Genomic DNA, 18,804 nt, shown 5'->3' on the forward strand with positions numbered 1-18,804 from the left:
CGCCTGATTTCTTCGCTATGACCGCTTCCAACGAACCCACCCACGGCCTGCCGCCGCCGTCGCGGCAGACCGGCGCCCTCAGCCATCTGCGCGTACTGGACCTGTCGCGCGTGCTGGCGGGTCCATGGTGTACGCAGAACCTGGCCGACATGGGCGCCGACGTCATCAAGATCGAGAAGCCCGGCGCCGGCGACGACACCCGGCATTGGGGGCCGCCGTACCTGGATGGCGATGACGGACCCACGCGCCAGGCCAGCTACTTCGCGGCGTGCAACCGCAACAAGCGCTCGGTGACCGTGGACATCGCCACGGCCGAGGGCCAGAAGCTGGTGCGCGAACTGGCGCAGCAGAGCGACGTGGTCATCGAGAACTACAAGACCGGCAGCCTCAAGCGCTACGGGCTCGACTACGCGACGCTCGGCGCGCTGAACCCGCGCCTGGTCTACTGCTCGATTACCGGGTTCGGCCAGACCGGGCCCTATGCCGCACGGCCCGGTTATGACCTGCTGGTGCAGGCCATGAGCGGGCTGATGAGCATCACGGGCCAGCCCGATGGCAAACCGGGCGGCGGCCCGTTGCGCGTAGGCGTGGCGGTGATCGACGTGTTCACGGGCATGTATGCCACCACGGCCATCCTTGGCGCGATCGAGGCCCGCCACCACACCGGGCGCGGCCAGCAGATCGACATCGCGCTGCTCGACGTGGCCATGGCGGTACTGGCCAACCAGGGCGCCGGGTACCTGAACGCGGGCGTCGTGCCGACGCGGCAGGGCAATGTGCATCCGAGCGTGGTGCCATACCAGGACTTTCCGACCCGGGACGGCAACATGCTGCTGGCCATCGGCAATGACGGCCAGTTCGCGCGTTTCTGCGAAGTGGCTGATGTCGACTGGGCACGCGACGAGCGTTACGCCACCAACAGCGCTCGCGTCACCCATCGCGACACGCTGATTCCGATGATGTGCGATGTCACGCGCGCGAGGCCTACCCACGAATGGATTGGCCTGCTCGAGGCGGCGTCGGTGCCCTGCGGCCCGATCAACGACATCGGGCAGGCGTTCGCCGACGCGCACGTGCAGCATCGCGGGCTGCGTGTGGAGCAGTATCGCTATGCGACGTCCGACCGTCCAGAGGCGGACACCGTGAACCGCATCTGCTCCACCGCCAGTCCGCTACGGTTGTCCGATACGCCGCCCACGCTGCGCCACGCGCCGCCCGCGCTGGGCCAGCACACGGACGAAGTGCTGCGCGAATGCCTGGGGCTGGGGCCGCAAGCCGTGGCGGACCTGCGCGCCAAGGGCGTGCTCTAGCCGGCTCCCGACATGCGGCTCAGCATCGAGTCGGCGTCGCACCTGCGCCTGGCGCGGCTGGCGCCGGCGTTTCCGGTCACGGTCACGGCCACGCGTGGCACGGCCGTTTTGCGGCGCGACGGATTCGATCGCATGCTGGTACCGGGCCTGCCGTGCAAGGTCGAACCGTTCCAGGGCTTCGACCTGCTGGTGGCCGGCACCATGGCGCAGCCAGCCGGCTGTCGGATCGACATCGCGCCGGAGACTGATCATTCCGGCCACGCGCTGCTGCATCGCGTGCTGTCGCGGCGCATCTTTCTGCAACCTGATCTGCCATGGCGTGCCGAATTCGCTGCCGGCTTGCTGGGCGTGCCGCCCGAACGTATCCGGCGCGCATTGTTTGCGGAAGGTGCGGCCTTCGGAGACCTGTGCCGGACGCAGCGGCTGATGCGGCTGCTGTTCGAGGCACCGCACGGGCGCGCCGGCCTGCCGTCGCTGAAACGCAGCGTAGGCTGGCCGCCGGGCCATGACGTGGAAGCATCATTCCATGACAGATTCGGCATCCCGCTCGATCTGCTGCGGCATGCCAAGGCCACCCACGCTGCGCGACGCCATGCGGGCCAGCCCGTACGGGTTCCGCAGCCTGCGACGCACTATTGGCCCAGCCTATCCCCCGCATAACAAACCGGTCTTGGACGCTATACCCGGAAAGGCGGATCATCGCAGTCAACGGTTTCCCCCACCCCCGGAGTCTTTGATGAAGTCCGCCCTGCTCGCCCTGTGTGGCGCAGCCTCCCTCCTTGCCTCGCTGTCCGCCGTTGCCGGTCCCGACTTTGCCGTGATCGAGCGCGCGCGTGCCAACGCCCATCAGCGTCAGCAGGTCAGGCCCGCCGCATGCCATTGCGACACCGCGACCGGCCCAGGCACCGGCGTAGCCACCACCCCCTCCATCCCGTCGGCCAGCGCGCCGAAGGCAGCGCTCGCGCCGATCCATACGAGCTGACACCGCCGGCAGGCAAATTCCTGCGCAGGCTCCCGTCAGCGCCGCCGCACGGCCGGCTTCGGCCACGAAGTCGATGAACCGACGCACACGCTGAATCTCCTAAGTCGCTTTTCGAAAACATTCACTTCGGCGCTGGCGCGCAATCGGGGAATATCGGTGCCATTCGCATCGATCCCCAGGAATCCAGCCACCCATGTCCGCCTGCGGCAGCCAGCGCGGCGCCACCGTCCGACTGTCCCTGCGCCACAGGCTGGCCAGCCTGACGGCGGCGGTGGCGCTCGCCCTGCCGGGCATTGCCCACGCGTGGACGGCGGGCGGCAACGGCGGCGCCGCGGCCGCCACGGCGTCGCCCGATACGCATTCGGGTCCGTATCGCGGCATCGTGGGCCCCGTGGGAACACCGGAACCCGCGCCGGCCGAGCCGCCGCTATGGGACCGCGCGCTGCCCTTCTTCGCCCAGCGCGTGATCGACAAGGGCTACAACCTGCCCAATCCGTACGACATCGGCTATTCGTACTTCGACGGCTACCAGCGTTACCAGCTTGGCGACCTGCAGGTATCCGCCGGCAGCAATCCGCTGCGTGCGGCCGACTTCGTCCAGTTCCAGCAATCGCGCATCCACAACACGTCGAACCAGGTGCAGGTGGGGGCCTGGCTGTTTCCGTTCATGAATGTGTACGGGATCGTCGGCAACGTGCAGGGCAGCGGATCGATCGACATCGGTTTTTCGTCGCTGACCGATCTGGAACGCTTCTTCGGCATCAACGTCGGCTGTGGCGGGCGCCGGCCACGGGCGGCTTGCAGCCAGCCGATCAAGCTGCCCACCCAGCACGCCAACTACAGCGGGCACACCTATGGCGGCGGATTCACGCTGGTAGGCACTTACAGGCAGCTGTTCTTTTCGCTGCCGGTGACGTACACGGTGGCGGACATCACCATGTCCGAGACGCCCATCAAGTCGATCAACATCGGGCCCCGGGTGGGCTGGAATATCCGGCTGGGCCATGGGCTGGGCCTGCTGACCCCGTATGTCGGCGCCACGTACTTTCGCACGCGCGCCACCATCACAGGGCATTTCGACGTGCCGCTGCCCGACACCGATGGCCAGACCGCGCGGCTGAACTACCGGATCGGCGAGCATGTGACGGGGTACTGGAGCGGCTCTGTCGGCGCCAGCTGGACGATCAACCGCAGCTTCGGCCTGCTGATGGAGGTGGGCTATGGCTACAACCGCAACAACATCATCGCCACCGGGTTCTTCCGGTTCTGACGACCATGCGCGCCGCCCCGCTTCCGGCCACGCTGTGCACGATGCTGCTGGCAGTCTGCGCCGGCAGCGCGGGGGCGCAGACGTCCACCGCCGACGCGGCGCCGGAGCCCCGGCCCGAGTCCGAGCATGTGAGCTGGATCGACAAGGTGCTGAACAAGCTCGGCGCGTCGAAGGAAGTGGACCTGAGCCATGGCATCGATTGGGGCGTGCTGCCCGGACCGTTCTACAACCCCGAGATGGGACTGGGCGTCGGGGCCGCCGCGGTGGGCCTGTACAAGCCGAAGAACGCCGAGAAGGACACGCAGCTGTCGACGCTGAACCTGCACGGCTTTCTGACCACGTCGGGTGCCGTGGGAATCGGCGTGGACAACAACACGTTCTTCGCCGACGACAGCTATCGCTTTGTCTTCAGCGGCGCCCTGATCAACATGCCGACCTCGTACTGGGGCATCGGCTACGACAACGCCATCAACGGCGCCAACAAGGAAGGCTACACGCGTCGCGGCATCGTGGTGCAGCCCCGCGTCATGGTGCGGGTGCGCCCCAATATCTACGTGGGCGGCGGCTACGATTTCGAGTATGACAATGCCGCCCAGCTGGAGCGTGGCGCCAGCAGCGCACTGGCCACTGACCCGCACGGCACGCGGGTGCTCAGCAGCGGCCTGACTGCGCATTTCTCGTACGACACGCGCGACTTCCTGCCGAACCCCTACAAGGGCCAGGCGCTTCTGGTCAATGGCACGGTCTACCGGCGCGCCATCGGCAGCGACAACGACTTCGAATCGCTGGAAATCATCTACGACAACTACTTCCGGATGCGCGATCGCGATGTGCTGGCCTTCGACGTCTACGGCAAGTTCAACTGGGGCGATGTGCCGTGGAGCATGATGTCCAAGCTCGGGGACAACCGGCGCATGCGCGGCTATTTCATGGGCCAGTATCGCGACAAGGCCATGCTGACCGCGCAGGTGGAATACCGCTGGCATATCGCCGGGCGCCAGGGCATGGTGTTCTGGGCCGCCACCGGCGCCATCGCCGGCAACCCCGGCGCCCTGACGTCGGCCCACTGGCTGCCGAACGCGGGCGTGGGCTACCGCTTCGAGTTCAAGCCACGCGTGAACGTGCGGTTCGACGTCGGCGTCGGCCGCAGCACCAAGGGCGTCTACTTCCAGATCAACGAGGCGTTCTGAACACCCCGGGATCTTCGAGGCCCATGAAAAACGCCGCGGACCCTTCGGCCCGCGGCGCCGTGATGCCTGACGGCAGCCGGAATTACTTGCCCAGCTTCATGCTCGTGGCGTTGGCCGTCAGGTAACCGACCGAGGCGCCCAGGCCGTTCTTGTAGTTGGCGAACACCAGCGGCTCCACCTGCGCCTTGACCTGCGCCTTGATGCCGTCGCCAGCGTGCTGGAAGTTGCTCATGATGTAGGTCCAGCCGTTGATCTCGTCCACGGCGTGCAGACCCGTGGATTCCGCACCGGCCGGCACCGACATCAGGCGCGACAGCTTCTTCGTGTCGACGTTGTACGCCCACAGGAAGTTGTTGGTGTGGCGGCTGCTGTCCTCGCCGATGAACAGCGTGCGCAGCTTTTCCGAGAACTTCAGGTTGTCCGGGTTGCCGATGGTTTCCGGGTCCGCCGTATTGCCCAGCGCGTCAGCCGTGATGTCCTTGCCGACGATCAGCGCCTGGGTATGCACCGGCATCCATTCGCTGTTGATGGGGGCGCCGGCCGTGTCCTTCTGGCCGCCGGCCAGCTTGTGCTGCAGTACGCCGCCGGAGTTGATGGCAGCCGGCACGCTGATACCGCTCTCGGCGTACCAGCCCTTGGCCGTGTTGTTGGCCACCATCGAATCGACGATGTTCTGCAGCGCGGAGTAGGCGATCTTGTCCTTGATGTTGACCGTGGTGCCTTCCATCTTGGTGAAGCCCATGCTGCCGCCCTTCAGCGCTGCGTAGCGGTGGGTTTCCAGGAATGCGGCGACCAGTTCCTTGCCCGGCTTGACGCGGACCCACTGCGCCGCACCGCTGAGCATGATCTTCGTGTACGTGCTGTCCGACGGATCGGTAGCCGAGTAATCCATGATGTCGGCGAACGTGTGCGACTTGGCCCAGGCTTCCACCTGCGCGCTCGTGGCATGGCCCAGCCTGATCCAGGCAAGGTCGGCACCGGGTGCGGCGGGGTCCACCGAGAAGCCCGAACCAACCTTGGCCACGTAGAGCGTACCGGCGGACAGGTCCTTTTCCTGGTCCGCGACGAACACGAACAGGCCGCTGTTGGTGGCGTCGTCGCCCATCAGCACGGTGCGGTTGTCAGGCATCACCTGCACCAGTTCGTGCGAGATACGGCCCACGCAGTAGTGCTTCTTGATCGAGCCCGTGCCGTCGGGGTTGACCGTGACTTCCGGCAGGTGGCCGTACAGGTAGGGGTTGAACTTGATCGTCGAGGTGCCGTACAGGTTCAGCGCATAGTCGATGCACTGCTGGTTCGTGTCGGCAGTGCGCGCGTCCGGCTCGTACTCTTCGCTCGACAGGTGGGTGTTCCACGGCGACAGGCTGGCGCCGCAGGTAATCCACAGGCCGTTGGCGCCCGACGTGTCCACGTTGTGGTACTTCACCAGCGTCAGCTTGCCCGTGGCGGGGTCCTGGTCCAGCGTCAGCACGGCGATCGGGGACGGCAGGCGGCCGTACATGTCCTTGGCCTTGGCCTGGTCCCACGTCGTGTATTCGAACTGCACCACGGCGAAGACCGTGTTGCCCTTCACGCCGGCCACCTTGGCGCCGTCGATCTTCAGCAGCGACGTCCCGTCCGGCGAATCGGAGAAAAACTGCTTGTTGCCGCTCACCGACGGATCGATGATCGGGCTGTTGTTGATGTTGAAGTAGCCGCCGGCCAGGATCTGGCCGCCGTTGCCGTCCGGCACCATGTCGCCGGTCATGAAGAACGGCTGGTACGCCAGCTTGTAGGTCTGCGTGCTGCCGTCGCTCAGCTTCACAGACAGGCTCGAGCCGACCGTGGTCGTGGCCATGGCAGCCGGTTTGCTCAGCGAAGGCGCGGCCATGCCCGTGAACTCGGCCGAAACGAAGCTCGGCGTGACGGTGCCCGGGGGCGTGGTGGCGCCCGGGGTCACGGCAGGCGCATCGTCGCCGCCGCCGCAACCCGCCAGCAGCGAGGTGGAAGCCAGGCCCAGCGGCAGCATCGGCGCGCCGGCCAGGAGTTTCAGGGCCTTGCGGCGCGAAGCGTCAGGTTTTTCGAACATCTGTATGGTTCCCGTCTGGTTGTTATCGAACGCGCCATGCCCATGGCCGGCCATTCGCGCTTGTGAGGTCGGCGGCACAAGACCGCGCCGCAACGCATCCTATGGACCGTTTATGACAACAAGTTGAACCCGACGTGAATGACTCATACATCCAACACCCTGTTGCATGTCCCGCCGAGGGGGCGGTACAAATCGCAGGCAAAAAAAACGCCGCAGCCCGAATCTGGCCGCAGCGTGTCAATTCGCCGGTCCGCGCGACACCCACTATGTCGCCCGTTGCACCCCATTTCTGGTTCGACCGGCTTGTCCTTTCATGGCAGAGGAAAACCGCCACCGGGACGGATCGTAGTGGCGATCCATGTCAGCCGCATGACAACGTGTCCTGACATATGACCAGGCCAATCCATGGCTGATGTTTGCGGGCCAAGGGGCAAGCGGGGCCGTCGAATGGCTGACACAGTGTTGTGAAAATCAAACGGATACAGGAAACCACTGCCGATTTTTTCTCATGAGCACCAGAAATTCAGGTATTTGCGGAATATGTCATCTTTAGCCTATTGAAGTGATCAATCCGGGGGGATATGGTTCTGCGCATAATATTTTCCACGGCAATATATGCAACTCCGTGCATATATTGTTCGCCCCAGCCGGAAAAACAATGATCCATTCCATGACGGGACGCACCCAGCGTCTCCAGCCGCCCTCATTCCCGGCCCCTTCGGGCCATGCCGGCGCGCGTTCGCGTGCCCGGTTCCGTTTATCCGTTTTGTAGCAACCCGTAGCAACCGTCGCCATTTCCGGGCCAAAACGTCTCTGAAAGCCCGGCACGGCGACAACCTCTGGAGGTCATCCGCACCGAGGGTGTGACGGGGTCAACCGACGGGCCAGCCAGACCCGGCGGACGCGCCAGACTGCACGGACGGATTACCGAGGATCCACGACTGGAGAACATCCAATGAGCAGTGTTATGAATGAAGGCGGCATGGCGTCCCAAGGGCCGGCGCCGTTCTTCTCGAAGGAAGCGACCTACGCCAAGCCGGGATTTTCCCGCTGGATGGTGCCGCCCGCCGCGCTGGCGGTACATCTCTGTATCGGCCAGGCCTATGCATTCTCGGTATTCAATGCCCCCCTTTCCAAGGTGATCGGCATTACCGAATCCGCAGCTGACGACTGGAAGCTGACCACGCTGGGCTGGATTTTCTCGCTGGCGATTTTCTTCCTGGGCATTTCGGCCGCATTTGCCGGCAAATGGCTGGAGCGCGTCGGCCCCCGCCGCACGATGTTCACGGCGGCCTGCTGCTTTGGCGGCGGCTTCCTGATTTCGGCGCTGGGCGTCTATACCCACCAGATCGTCCTGCTTTACCTGGGCTACGGCGTGCTGGGCGGCATCGGGCTGGGCCTTGGCTATGTGTCGCCGGTGTCGACGCTGATCCGCTGGTTCCCGGACCGCCGCGGCATGGCTACCGGCATGGCCATCATGGGCTTCGGCGGCGGCGCGATGATTGCCGCGCCGCTGTCCGTGGCGCTGATGAACTACTTCAAGAGCGCCACCTCGGTGGGCGTGACCCAGACCTTCCTGGTCATGGGCGTGGGCTACTTCATCTCGATGACCATCGGCTCGCTGGCGATCCGCGTCCCGCCGCCGGGCTGGAAGCCGGAAGGCTGGACCCCGCCCGTGGTCGAGAACAAGATGATCACGCGTAACCACGTGCATATCGACGAGGCACTGAAGACGCCGCAGTTCTACCTGCTGTGGCTGGTGCTGTTCCTGAACGTGACGGCCGGTATCGGCGTGCTCGGCCAGGCGTCGCTGCTGATCCAGGAAAGCTTCAAGGGCAGCGTGACCGCCGCGGCCGCCGCCGGCTTCGTGGGCCTGCTGTCGCTGTTCAACATGGGTGGCCGCTTCTTCTGGGCCTCGTCGTCGGACTGGATCGGCCGCAAGAACACCTACTTCGTGTTCTTCGCGCTGGGCGCCGTGCTGTACTGGCTGGTGCCGCAACTGGGCGCCAGCGGCAATATCGCGCTGTTCGTGCTGGGCTACTGCGTGATCATGTCGATGTACGGCGGCGGTTTCGCCACCATCCCGGCCTACCTGGCCGACATGTTCGGTACCGCCTTCGTGGGCGGCATCCACGGCCGTCTGCTGACCGCCTGGGCGGCTGCAGGCATTGCCGGCCCGGTGCTGGTGAACTACATCCGCGAATACCAGGTGGCGCACGGCGTGACCGGCGCCCAGGCCTATGCCATGACGCTGCACATCATGGCCGCCCTGCTGGTGGTGGGTTTCATCTGCAACCTGCTGGTGTCGCGCGTCAACGCGAAGCACCACATGAGCGATGCCGACGTCGCCAGGCTGGGCGCCAGTGCCGGCGCGGCCCACTGATCAGGAGTCATGCAAATGGAAAACCAGAACCTTAACGCACAACCGACCAACAAGGCCCTGCTGGCGGCCTTCTGGCTCTACGTGCTGGTCCCGCTGGTGTGGGGTGTGTCGAACACCATCACCCAGGCGATGAAGCTGTTCCAGTAAGCGCCTGCCCGCCCTGGGCAAGCACCAAAGGCCGCAAGCGATTGCGGCCTTTTTTCTTTTTTGCGGCATCGCACGGCAGGAATGCTGCATTCCGCACGCCGGCCTTGCACATTGCCGCCGGCTTCATACACTTGACGGGCCTACCTACCCTGGAGTTCACATGAAGATCGACCTGTCGGGCAAGACCGCCCTGGTAACCGGATCCACCGCCGGCATCGGCTTTGCCACGGCGCGCGGCCTGGCCGGCTCGGGCGCACGCGTGATTCTCAACGGCCGCAGCCAGGCCAGTGTCGACAAGGCCATCGCGGCGCTGAACGCCGCCGTGCCCGGTGCCGACGTGGCCGGCTTTGCCGGCGACCTGGTCGATGCCGCCGTCTGCGACACGCTGGTCAAGACCCATCCCGACATCGACATCCTGGTGAACAACCTTGGCATCTTCCAGCCGCAGGACTTCTTCGAGATTCCGGACAGCGAATGGTCGCGCTTCTTCGAAGTCAACGTGCTGACCGGGGTGCGGCTGTCGCGTGCCTATGCGCCGGGCATGGTCCAGCGCAAGTGGGGCCGCATCGTGTTCGTGGCCTCGGAGTCAGGGGTCAACATCCCGGTGGAGATGATCCACTACGGGTTCACCAAGACCGCCCAGCTGGCGGTGTCGCGCGGGCTGGCCAAGCGGCTGGCCGGCACCGGCGTGACGGTCAATTCGGTGCTGCCCGGCCCCACGCTGTCCGAGGGCGTCGAAGCCATGCTCAAGGACGACATCGCGAAGACCGGCAAATCGGCCGAAGAGGTGGCCGCCGATTTCGTCAAGGCGCACCGCAGCACGTCGCTGATCCAGCGTGCGGCCACGGTCGACGAGGTGGCCAACATGATCGTCTACGCGTGCTCCACGCAGGCGTCGGCCACCACGGGCGCCGCGCTGCGCGTGGATGGGGGTGTGGTCGATACGATCCTCTGAACGGCAGACCTGGTCCGTCCGCCTACCCGCGCCGGTGGCGTACCAGCGCGGCCATGGCGGCCGAGGCGCCCACCACCAGCGCCGTCGTCAGGATCGGATGGCGGGTGGAGGCCGTATAGGGACACGATTTCATGGTCCGGCGATCTCCGGTCCGCTCTATCAGACTGTTGCCGGCGGCGTGCAGCGCGTTGTCGTCGCGCGGCCCCGCCGGCATGGCGGTCTGCTGGGCGCGGCCCATAAAGCGCCGCATGAAGCGGTCGAACGCGTGCGGCGCGTAGTATGCCGCTGCCGAATACGCCTTGGCGGATGCCCCCACGAACATGTCGCGGCGCGGGTGTTCCGCGGCAAACAGGATCGCCTCGGCGGCCATCGATGGGTCGTAGAGCGGCGACGCCTGCCTCGGCTCCACGTGGAGGAAGTTCTTCGCGTGGGTGACGATGGGCGTATCCATCCCCGCCGCCTTGATCAGCGTGACCGACACCGGCGCCTTTTCCTGCTCGAGCTCCAGCCGCAGCGTGTCGGTAAAGCCCTTGATCGCATGCTGCGACGCCACATACGCGCTTTGCAGCGGCAACGGACAGTCGCAGGACTCGCTTCCCATGTTGATGATGGCGCCGCCGTTCTGGCGCAGGTGCGCCACGGCGGCCAGCGATCCGTGCACGACGCCCCAGTAGTTCGTTTCGAACAGCCGCCGATGATCTTCGAGCGGCACATCGTCGTGGCGACCGAAGATCGTCACGCCGGCGTTGTTGATCCAGGTATCGAATCCGCCAAAACGGTCAATCGCCGCCTGCGCGACCGCGGCCACGTCCTCGTGCTTGCCGACATCGGCCGCGACGGTGATGACTTCGGTGCCGTGTTCACGAAGTTCCTCGGCCAGTTTCTGCAAGGCATCCTCGCCGCGCGCCACCAGCACCAGCCTGGCGCCCAGCGCGGCAGCCTTGCGGGCGGTGATAAGTCCCACGCCGCTCGTGGCGCCCGTCAGCACGATGACCTGCGAGCCAATCTTCTTCAGCGTCTTCATGTTGCCTCTCTAGCTGGGGATGGAAAGGATTGGGCCCAAGCCCGTTGCTGCCAATCGCACATCCCGTGCCCGCACGGGGCAGCCGCGTGCGCCGATGTGCACCGCAGCAAGTCCGGTCAGGAATTACAAACCCGGAAACAAACCCGGGAAAAATCCGCCCCCCCGTTGTAGGACGGCCCCCGCTTTCGCACGTGGGGGGCGCTGCCTAAGCTGAAATGACTCCACCGCCTCAGACCCCGTCCCATGGCCAAGTCCGCTGCAGCCTCCGACTCGACAGACGCCCCGCTGGGCAAGTACCAGCGCAAGCGCGACTTTGCGGCCACGCCGGAACCGAGCGGCAAGCAGGTCCCTCGGACCGCGAAGGCCGGCAAGGGCAAGGCCGCCGCCGGCAACGGCGCCCACCCGTTCGTCATCCAGAAGCACGCGGCGCGCCGGCTGCATTACGACTTCCGGCTGGAACTGGACGGCACGCTCAAGAGCTGGGCCGTGCCGAAGGGTCCCAGCTACGATCCGGCAGACAAGCGCATGGCCGTGCACGTGGAAGACCATCCGCTCGATTACGCCGATTTCGAGGGGGTCATCCCCGCCGGCCACTACGGTGCGGGCACGGTGATCGTCTGGGATCGCGGCGAATGGATTCCCGATACGGACCCCGAGGCCGGCTATCGGGACGGCAAGCTCAAGTTCGAACTGCGCGGTGAAAAGCTGCAGGGCCACTGGACGCTGGTACGCATGGGCGGCAAGAAGGCGCGCGACGACAACGCATGGCTGCTGATCAAGGAGCGCGACGAATACGCGCGGCCCGCGTCGGAGTTCGACGTGGTGGAGGCCATGCCCGACAGCGTGCTGGCCGGCACGGCCAAGGCGCCGACGAAAAAGGCCGCGACCGGGAAGGACAAGCCAGCCTCGAAAAAGACGTCGAAGACGGGCAGCCAAGGCGACAAGGCCGACAGCAAGATGCCCGCGCTGCCAGCCGGCGCCAAAAAGGCCGCCCTGCCCCTGGCGCTGGCGCCGCAGCTGGCCACGCTGGTCGACAAGCCGCCCGCCGACCCCAGCCAATGGCAATTCGAGATCAAGTTCGACGGCTACCGCATCGTGGCGCGCATCGACGGCGCCGATGTACGGCTGTTCACCCGCAATGGCAACGACTGGACCACGAAGCTGCGCGCGCTCGCGGCCGAGATCGCCGCGCTGGGCTGGCCCGACGGCTGGCTCGACGGCGAAATCGTCGTGGTGGACAAGGACGGCATCACCGACTTCCAGGCGCTGCAGAATGCCTTCGAAACCGCGCATGCCGAATCGATCCAGTTCTACGTGTTTGACTTGCCCTGGTTTGCCGGGCATGACCTGCGCGCGGTGCCGCTGGCCGAGCGACGGGCCCTGCTGCGCGGGCTGCTGGCCAGTCACACGTCGGGCCGCGTGCGCTTCAGCGACAACTTCGAAGGCGCCCCGGCCGACATGCTCGATGCAGCGTGCCGCATGAAGCTCGAAGGCATCATCGGCAAGCGCGTGGATGCGCCCTACGTCAGTTCGCGCGCGCCGTCATGGATCAAGCTCAAGTGCCAGAACCGGCAGGAATTCGTGATCGGCGGCTACACCGACCCCAAGGGCAGCCGCAGCGGGCTCGGATCGCTGCTGCTGGGCGTGCATGATGCCGACGGCAAACTGCGCTATGTCGGCAATGTCGGCACCGGCTTCGACACGGCCATGCTCGATGCGCTGCGCAAGCAGCTCGAACCGCTGCGCACCGACGACACGCCGTTCGACCCGCTGCCGCGCGGCATCAAGGGCCATTGGGTCAAGCCCAGGCTGGTGGCCGAGGTGACCTTCGGCGCCTGGACCCGCGAAGGGCGCATTCGCCATTCCGTGTTCCACGCCCTGCGCACCGACAAGCCGGCGGCCTCGGTCACGCTGGAGGTGCCCGCCAAGGCGGACGCGCCGGGCCGCACGCCCTCGGGAAAGACCGCCATGAAAGCCGCCACGAAGACTGCTACCAAGACTGCCACCAAGGCCGCCACCAGCGCCGCCACCAAGACCACCGCAAGTGCGCCCGCGCGAAAAGGCGCCAAGGCCGCCATCGGCAATGTCGTGGTCAGCCATGCCGACCGCGTGATCGACAAGTCCACCGGGCTGACCAAGGGCGATCTGGTCGGCTACTACGCCCACGCCTCCGATCTGATGCTGCCGTTCCTGCGCGGGCGCCCGCTGGCGCTGGTTCGCGCGCCCTCCGGCATCGACGGCGAGCAGTTCTTCCAGCGCCATGGCGACACGCTGCACCTGAAGGGCGTCAACGCCCTGGACCCCGAACTCTGGCCCGGCCATCCGCCCCTGCTGGAGATCACCTCGGCCGCCGCCATCGTGGAAGCGGCGCAGCTGAACGTCGTGGAATTCCACACCTGGAATGCCAGGGCGCGCAACATCGACAAGCCCGACCAGATCGTCTTCGACATCGACCCGGGCGAAGGCGTCAGCTGGCGCGAGATCCAGGAGGCGGCCAGCCTGGTCAAGGCGCTGCTCGACGCACTGTCGCTGCAGAGCTTCCTGAAAACCAGCGGCGGCAAGGGGCTGCATGTGGTGGTGCCGCTGGCCGCGCGCGCGGGCTGGGATGCCGTGCGCGACTTCGCGCAGGACGCGGTGACGCACATGGCCCGCACGATCCCCGAACGCTTTGTGTCAAAGAGCGGTCCGCGCAACCGGGTTGGCAAGATTTTCATTGATTACCTGCGCAATGGTGTCGGCGCTACCACGGCGGCCGCCTTCTCGGCGCGGGCGCGTCCCGGCCTCGGCGTGTCGATTCCTGTCAGCTGGGATGAACTGGATGACCTGACGGGCGCCGCGCAATGGACGATCGCCAACGTGGCGAGCCGCCTGGACGAACTGGCGCGCCACGACCCCTGGGCTGGCCACGACAAGGTTCGCCAGACGCTGACCCAGGCCCGCAGGCAGCTCGTCGCCGCCTGAAGCGCGGCGCACGCCTCCCCCACGCCACAACGCCCGTCCCCTGTCGGCGTCCGTCTGTCAGCCATCGCGCCATGTGCGGCACGGTTCTTGCCACACTGCACCCAGAACCCGGGCCTGTCGCCGCCCCGGTTGGACTGGAAACGATGAAACAAGACCCCGATCCCTGGTACTCGAGCGAATTCTGGCAGCGCGCCCTGATCGGCGTGCTGATGCTCGCACTGGCTTATCTGCTGGCTTCCCCGGCGGACGCACGCGCCGCAGGTATGCGGCTGCACGTCTACGCCCCGGGCGGCTGACGTTTGCCGGCCGCGCAACGCACCAATGTCATAAATACAATCGATATGGGCGGAATGAAGGTAAAAACTACAATTCAGGATAGGTCGGCGCCACCTCGGGACGCCGCTTCGGGCCGCGTCGCGCCGGTTGGTGCCCTGCGCTCGCCCGACTTTGCCATGATCAAAGCCAAAGCGGCGTTGTCTGCCGCCCGTCAGCCATGAATGCCACGCCTGCCCACCACCCGACGCGTCGACCGCTCGTCCTCAATGTCGAGGGCCGCGAGGGGCCGCGCTACGTCAAGAGCCGTATCCTGAACCGCGCGGACTTCGCCGTGCTAGAGGCATCCGACGGCCAGGCCGCGCTGTCGCTGGTTCGTCAGCACGCGCCAGACTTGGTGCTGCTGGCGGGCCCGCTTTCCGACATCGATGGCCTGGACGTCTGCCGCCTGATCAAGAGCGATCCGCAGACTGCCCGGACCATGGTGCTGCTGACCTCGCCCGGCGTGACGGACTCGCATCGCCGCGTGCAGGCGCTGGACGGCGGCGCGGACAGTTTTCTGGTGGAACCGGTGGAGCCCGAGGAACTGGTGTCGAACATCAACGCGCTGCTGCGCATGCGGGGCGCCGAGGACGCCTACCGGCGCACCTCGCAGGCGCTGCACGAGAACGAAGACCTGTTCCGCCAACTGGCCGAGGCCTTCGCCGATGTGGTCTGGATCATCGATCCCGCGGCCAACCGCTTCCTGTTCATGAGTCCCTCCTTCGAGGCCTTGTGGGGCCGCCCGGCCGATTCGGTCAAGCACGATCCCACCTGCTGGCTGAAGTGGGTGACATCGGACGATCGCGCGCGCCTGGAAGCCGAATGGCAGAGCATGCTGCGCGACGGCCGCCTGGATTCGGAATTCCAGCTCGAACGCCCGAACGGCGAGATCCGCGAAGTGCATATGCGGGCGTTCCCGGTACGCGGCGCCGATGGGCGATGCCTGCGCGTGGCCGGCATCTGCCAGGACGTTACGCGCCACAACCGCGCCGAGCGCACCCTGCATAACGAAGAGCGCCGCAAGGACGAATTCCTGGCCATGCTGGCGCACGAACTGCGCAATCCGCTGGCGCCGATGCGCAGCGCCGTGGACCTGCTTCAGCAGTTTTCGCCAAGCCGCGAAGACATGTTCCGCGCGCGCGACATCATCAGCCGCCAGCTGCATCACCTCACCCGCCTGGTGGACGAACTGCTCGATGTGTCTCGCTTCAACCAGGGCAAGATCACCCTGCGCCGCGACCTGGTGGAACTGCGCGGCGCCCTGAACACGGCGGTGGAAACCGTGCGGCCGCTGCTGGAATCGCGCCGCCACACGCTGCGCCTGGCGCTGCCGGAGCAGCCGCTGCCGGTGCGGGGCGATATGGTGCGGCTCACGCAGATCTTTGCCAACCTGCTGCACAACGCGGCCAAGTTCACGCCCGAAGGCGGCCAGATCGCCGTCGAGGCCACGGCCTCCGATGGCAAGGTCGTGGTGCGCGTGCGCGACAACGGCAACGGGCTGTCGACAGACATGCAGCGGCAACTCTTTGACCCGCTGGCGCCTGCAGCGGGCGGCGGCGACGCGGACGCACACGGCGCCGGCGAACACGATGACCGGCTGGCTGCCGAACGCGCGGCGCAGCAGCCCGCTCAGCCATCGCAGCAGGCCCAGGCCGAAGACCCGCAGGCGGGCATCACGGACCCCGATGCCTTTGCCGCGCGTGAAGGCGCCGGCATCGGCCTGACGCTGGTCCAGAAACTGGTGACCCTGCACGGCGGACGCATCAGCGCCGAAAGCCCGGGCCGGAACCTTGGCAGTACCTTCATCGTCGAACTGCCAGTGGAGCCCTGGCAGACCTGGCATCCGACGAGCGGCAAGACCCGCGTGGCCTCCACGGCCGCGCACACGATCATGCTCGTGGATGACAACATCGACGCCCTGGAGGCCATGACGATGACACTGGAGACGCTGGGGCACACCGTGGTGACCGCGCCCGATGGCCAGAGCGCCATCGCGTGCGCCGCCAGCGTGCGACCGGACGTCGTCCTGCTGGATCTGGGCATGCCGACCATGGACGGCTTCGAAACCGCCCGGCGGCTGCGCGAGATTCCCGAACTGCGCAATGCCCGGCTGGTGGCGCTGACCGGATTCGGCCAGCCCGACGACCGGCGCCGTACCCGCGCCGCCGGCTTCGACATGCATCTGGTGAAGCCAGCGGATCTCAACGCACTGACGCGCCTGCTCGAGGAACTGGACGCCTGAGGAGCAAGCGCCCGCACAAGGAACGCAATGCATATCACACCCGAACCGGATATCACACCACCGAAGCCGGAAACGCCGCCGCCGGAGCCGCCTGACACGACGCCGGAACCGGTCAACGATCCGCCTCCCGGCGACCTGCCCCCACCACCGCCGCAGCGCGCGGGCCTGGCGGCCCCGCGCGGCGTGATCGGCTGACCGACCATGTCGCGCGCAATCTGGAAAGGCGCCATCAGCTTCGGGCTGGTGAACATCCCCATATCGGTCAAGCCTGCGTCACGCACGCAGTCGCTCGATCTCGACTTGCTGGACAAGCGCGACATGGCGCCGGTGGGGTATCAGCGCATCAACAAGCACACCGGCAAGCCGGTGGAGCGCGACGATATCGTCAAGGGCTACGAGTACGAAAAGGACGAGTACGTCGTCCTGACTGACGAGGACTTCCGGCAGGCCAACGTGGAAGCCACCCAGACCGTGGATATCGTCAGCTTCGTGGACGCCGCCGCGATTCCGCCCTATTTCTTCGACACCCCTTACTACCTGGAGCCGGACAAGCGCGGCGAACGCGGCTATGCACTGCTGCACGAAACCATGCGCAAGACCGGACGCGCCGCCCTGGCGCTGGTGGTGCTGCGCAACCGCCAGCATCTGGCGGCGTTGCTGGTCGCCGGCAAGGCGCTGGTCCTCAACACGATGCGCTTCGCCGACGAAGTGGTGCCGGTGGCCGACCTGAGCCTGCCCGGCGGCAAGAAGCACGCCGCCAGCGCCCGCGAGGTACAGATGGCCACCAGGCTCGTGGAAGACATGAGCGAGGACTTCCACCCCGAGCAATACCACGACACCTATCGCGAGGACTTGCTGGCCCGCATTCACGCCCGGGTCAAGGCCGGCAAGACGCATCTGCTGACGCCTGCCGCCGACGAGGCCACCGCGCCCGCGCGCAAGGGTGCCAAGGTGATCGACATGATGGCGCTGCTCAAGCAGAGCCTGGGACAACGGGACAAGCGTGGCGCAGCCGCTGGAGAGACGTCAGCCAACGATGGCGAGCCCGCGGAAGCAGCCACCACAGCGCGCAAGAAAACCGTCCGACGCGGTGCGGCGGGCAACCGCAAACCGGGCACCACCGGGCGGCCAGCAGGCACGAAGGCCTCGCCGAAGTCGTCTGCCACCGCGTCTGCCACCGCCAAGCGCAACGCCCGGACCGCCGCGAGCACCGCAAAGAAAGCCCCCGCGCGCAAAGCGACCGCGAAGAAAACAGTCAAGGCCACCGCACGCACCACCGCCCGCACCACCGCCCGCAAGGCCGCCTGAGCCCGGGCGTCCGTGATGCAGGTCGCCCCCACGCCCCCCGCCCGACGCACACGAAAAAGAGCCGCGACACGTGGGAGAGTCGCGGCTCAGCGCAGTGGCGACCTGGGTCGCCGCGCATCATCAACCGTTACTACCAATCTCGGACGGCAACACCTTCCTGCCTCAGCGTGATGACACCTTCAGGTTGTCCTTCACGGAATCCACCCCTTCCACCGACTTCACCGTGTCCACGGCCATCTGCTTCTGTTCGGCGCTCGGCACCGAACCGCTCAGGTCCACCACCCGATCCTTGGTCTTGACGTGGATGCCGGTGGACTTCAGATCCTTGGTCGCCAGCAGCTTGGTCTTGATCTTGGTTGTGAGGGCCCCGTCCGTCACGGCCTGCTTGGCATTGTCCGCGCCAGCATCCGTCCTGGATTCAGTGGTAGCCCCGGTCGTGCGGTCACCGTCGGTACGGCCGGACGTGCCCGCCGCATTGTTGGCAGGGGCCGGGTGCATTGCCGATCCGCTGGTCGTGCTCTTGTCGGCAATCTTCATGAAGCCGCCATTGTCGAGTGCGTGGGCGCCGCCGGCGGCAGCCAGCGCGGCAACCGTCAGGGCAATGCGAAGCTTGGGTACGATTTTCATGGGCGCTCTCCTTGTTTGCGTT

General features: G+C 66.3%; 16 protein-coding genes. 13 read left to right on the top strand and 3 right to left on the bottom strand.

Going from position 1 to position 18,804, the window contains the following annotated elements; translation table 11 throughout:
* The first annotated feature begins 17 nt into the window (after positions 1 to 17).
* The 5 genes from AC3FJ6_RS15355 to AC3FJ6_RS15375 all read left to right on the top strand — a co-directional run bounded on the left by AC3FJ6_RS15355 (position 18) and on the right by AC3FJ6_RS15375 (position 4,752).
* Complete coding sequence (locus tag AC3FJ6_RS15355) at positions 18 to 1,310, top strand: CaiB/BaiF CoA transferase family protein (protein WP_488772692.1); 1,293 nt, start codon at positions 18 to 20, stop codon at positions 1,308 to 1,310.
* Between the two features lie 12 nt (positions 1,311 to 1,322).
* Positions 1,323 to 1,970 carry an AraC family transcriptional regulator gene (locus tag AC3FJ6_RS15360; RefSeq protein WP_488772693.1) on the top strand — a complete coding sequence of 216 codons (648 nt, stop codon included), beginning with the start codon at positions 1,323 to 1,325 and terminating at the stop codon, positions 1,968 to 1,970.
* A gap of 76 nt (positions 1,971 to 2,046) precedes the next feature.
* Positions 2,047 to 2,292: a hypothetical protein gene (locus tag AC3FJ6_RS15365; RefSeq protein WP_488772694.1), complete on the top strand. Its 246-nt coding sequence runs from the start codon at positions 2,047 to 2,049 to the stop codon at positions 2,290 to 2,292.
* Between the two features lie 193 nt (positions 2,293 to 2,485).
* Complete coding sequence (locus AC3FJ6_RS15370) at positions 2,486 to 3,562, top strand: hypothetical protein (RefSeq protein WP_488772695.1); 1,077 nt, start codon at positions 2,486 to 2,488, stop codon at positions 3,560 to 3,562.
* Between the two features lie 5 nt (positions 3,563 to 3,567).
* Positions 3,568 to 4,752 (top strand): BamA/TamA family outer membrane protein, encoded by a 1,185-nt coding sequence (locus AC3FJ6_RS15375; RefSeq protein WP_488772696.1) that lies wholly within the window; start codon positions 3,568 to 3,570, stop codon positions 4,750 to 4,752.
* A gap of 82 nt (positions 4,753 to 4,834) precedes the next feature.
* On the opposite strand, the gene AC3FJ6_RS15380 is transcribed toward AC3FJ6_RS15375, so the two are convergent.
* Positions 4,835 to 6,820 carry a PhoX family protein gene (locus tag AC3FJ6_RS15380; protein WP_488772697.1) on the bottom strand — a complete coding sequence of 662 codons (1,986 nt, stop codon included), beginning with the start codon at positions 6,818 to 6,820 and terminating at the stop codon, positions 4,835 to 4,837.
* 955 nt (positions 6,821 to 7,775) lie between these two features.
* On the opposite strand from AC3FJ6_RS15380, the gene AC3FJ6_RS15385 reads away from it, so the two are divergent.
* From AC3FJ6_RS15385 to AC3FJ6_RS15395, 3 genes are all read left to right on the top strand, one after another.
* Positions 7,776 to 9,203, top strand: coding sequence for an L-lactate MFS transporter (locus tag AC3FJ6_RS15385; RefSeq protein WP_488772698.1), 1,428 nt, complete (start codon positions 7,776 to 7,778; stop codon positions 9,201 to 9,203).
* Positions 9,204 to 9,212: 9 nt separating this feature from the next.
* Entirely contained in the window at positions 9,213 to 9,350 is a 138-nt protein-coding gene (locus tag AC3FJ6_RS15390; RefSeq protein ID WP_488772699.1) for an MFS transporter small subunit, read from the top strand.
* Between the two features lie 160 nt (positions 9,351 to 9,510).
* The gene (locus AC3FJ6_RS15395; protein WP_488772700.1) at positions 9,511 to 10,305 is read left to right on the top strand and encodes an SDR family NAD(P)-dependent oxidoreductase; all 795 of its coding nucleotides are present in this window, start codon (positions 9,511 to 9,513) and stop codon (positions 10,303 to 10,305) included.
* Positions 10,306 to 10,327: 22 nt separating this feature from the next.
* Here AC3FJ6_RS15395 and AC3FJ6_RS15400 read toward each other — a convergent pair whose 3' ends face one another.
* Positions 10,328 to 11,329: an SDR family oxidoreductase gene (locus AC3FJ6_RS15400; RefSeq protein ID WP_488772701.1), complete on the bottom strand. Its 1,002-nt coding sequence runs from the start codon at positions 11,327 to 11,329 to the stop codon at positions 10,328 to 10,330.
* Between the two features lie 243 nt (positions 11,330 to 11,572).
* Here AC3FJ6_RS15400 and ligD point away from each other — a divergent pair, with 243 nt between their 5' ends.
* The 5 genes from ligD to ku all read left to right on the top strand — a co-directional run bounded on the left by ligD (position 11,573) and on the right by ku (position 18,155).
* Complete coding sequence (gene ligD / locus AC3FJ6_RS15405) at positions 11,573 to 14,290, top strand: DNA ligase D (RefSeq protein WP_488772702.1); 2,718 nt, start codon at positions 11,573 to 11,575, stop codon at positions 14,288 to 14,290.
* A gap of 143 nt (positions 14,291 to 14,433) precedes the next feature.
* Positions 14,434 to 14,586, top strand: coding sequence for a hypothetical protein (locus AC3FJ6_RS15410; RefSeq protein WP_153949406.1), 153 nt, complete (start codon positions 14,434 to 14,436; stop codon positions 14,584 to 14,586).
* A gap of 197 nt (positions 14,587 to 14,783) precedes the next feature.
* Entirely contained in the window at positions 14,784 to 16,847 is a 2,064-nt protein-coding gene (locus AC3FJ6_RS15415) for a hybrid sensor histidine kinase/response regulator (protein WP_488772703.1), read from the top strand.
* A 27-nt stretch (positions 16,848 to 16,874) separates the two neighbouring features.
* On the top strand, positions 16,875 to 17,042 hold the full coding sequence (locus AC3FJ6_RS15420) for a hypothetical protein (protein ID WP_488772704.1): 168 nt from the start codon (positions 16,875 to 16,877) through the stop codon (positions 17,040 to 17,042).
* Between the two features lie 6 nt (positions 17,043 to 17,048).
* The gene (gene ku, locus AC3FJ6_RS15425) at positions 17,049 to 18,155 is read left to right on the top strand and encodes a non-homologous end joining protein Ku (RefSeq protein ID WP_488772705.1); all 1,107 of its coding nucleotides are present in this window, start codon (positions 17,049 to 17,051) and stop codon (positions 18,153 to 18,155) included.
* A 162-nt stretch (positions 18,156 to 18,317) separates the two neighbouring features.
* Here ku and AC3FJ6_RS15430 read toward each other — a convergent pair whose 3' ends face one another.
* Positions 18,318 to 18,782: a BON domain-containing protein gene (locus AC3FJ6_RS15430; RefSeq protein WP_488772706.1), complete on the bottom strand. Its 465-nt coding sequence runs from the start codon at positions 18,780 to 18,782 to the stop codon at positions 18,318 to 18,320.
* Positions 18,783 to 18,804 lie beyond the last annotated feature (22 nt).

The sequence above is a fragment of the Cupriavidus sp. 94F1 genome (genome assembly GCF_057798875.1).

Coding starts and splice junctions, on each gene's coding strand:
- AC3FJ6_RS15355 (WP_488772692.1), top strand. CDS start 18: ATGACCGCTTCCAACGAACCCACCCACGGCCTGCCGCCGCCGTCGCGG.
- AC3FJ6_RS15360 (WP_488772693.1), top strand. CDS start 1,323: ATGCGGCTCAGCATCGAGTCGGCGTCGCACCTGCGCCTGGCGCGGCTG.
- AC3FJ6_RS15365 (WP_488772694.1), top strand. CDS start 2,047: ATGAAGTCCGCCCTGCTCGCCCTGTGTGGCGCAGCCTCCCTCCTTGCC.
- AC3FJ6_RS15370 (WP_488772695.1), top strand. CDS start 2,486: ATGTCCGCCTGCGGCAGCCAGCGCGGCGCCACCGTCCGACTGTCCCTG.
- AC3FJ6_RS15375 (WP_488772696.1), top strand. CDS start 3,568: ATGCGCGCCGCCCCGCTTCCGGCCACGCTGTGCACGATGCTGCTGGCA.
- AC3FJ6_RS15380 (WP_488772697.1), bottom strand. CDS start 6,820: ATGTTCGAAAAACCTGACGCTTCGCGCCGCAAGGCCCTGAAACTCCTG.
- AC3FJ6_RS15385 (WP_488772698.1), top strand. CDS start 7,776: ATGAGCAGTGTTATGAATGAAGGCGGCATGGCGTCCCAAGGGCCGGCG.
- AC3FJ6_RS15390 (WP_488772699.1), top strand. CDS start 9,213: ATGCAAATGGAAAACCAGAACCTTAACGCACAACCGACCAACAAGGCC.
- AC3FJ6_RS15395 (WP_488772700.1), top strand. CDS start 9,511: ATGAAGATCGACCTGTCGGGCAAGACCGCCCTGGTAACCGGATCCACC.
- AC3FJ6_RS15400 (WP_488772701.1), bottom strand. CDS start 11,329: ATGAAGACGCTGAAGAAGATTGGCTCGCAGGTCATCGTGCTGACGGGC.
- ligD (WP_488772702.1), top strand. CDS start 11,573: ATGGCCAAGTCCGCTGCAGCCTCCGACTCGACAGACGCCCCGCTGGGC.
- AC3FJ6_RS15410 (WP_153949406.1), top strand. CDS start 14,434: ATGAAACAAGACCCCGATCCCTGGTACTCGAGCGAATTCTGGCAGCGC.
- AC3FJ6_RS15415 (WP_488772703.1), top strand. CDS start 14,784: ATGAATGCCACGCCTGCCCACCACCCGACGCGTCGACCGCTCGTCCTC.
- AC3FJ6_RS15420 (WP_488772704.1), top strand. CDS start 16,875: ATGCATATCACACCCGAACCGGATATCACACCACCGAAGCCGGAAACG.
- ku (WP_488772705.1), top strand. CDS start 17,049: ATGTCGCGCGCAATCTGGAAAGGCGCCATCAGCTTCGGGCTGGTGAAC.
- AC3FJ6_RS15430 (WP_488772706.1), bottom strand. CDS start 18,782: ATGAAAATCGTACCCAAGCTTCGCATTGCCCTGACGGTTGCCGCGCTG.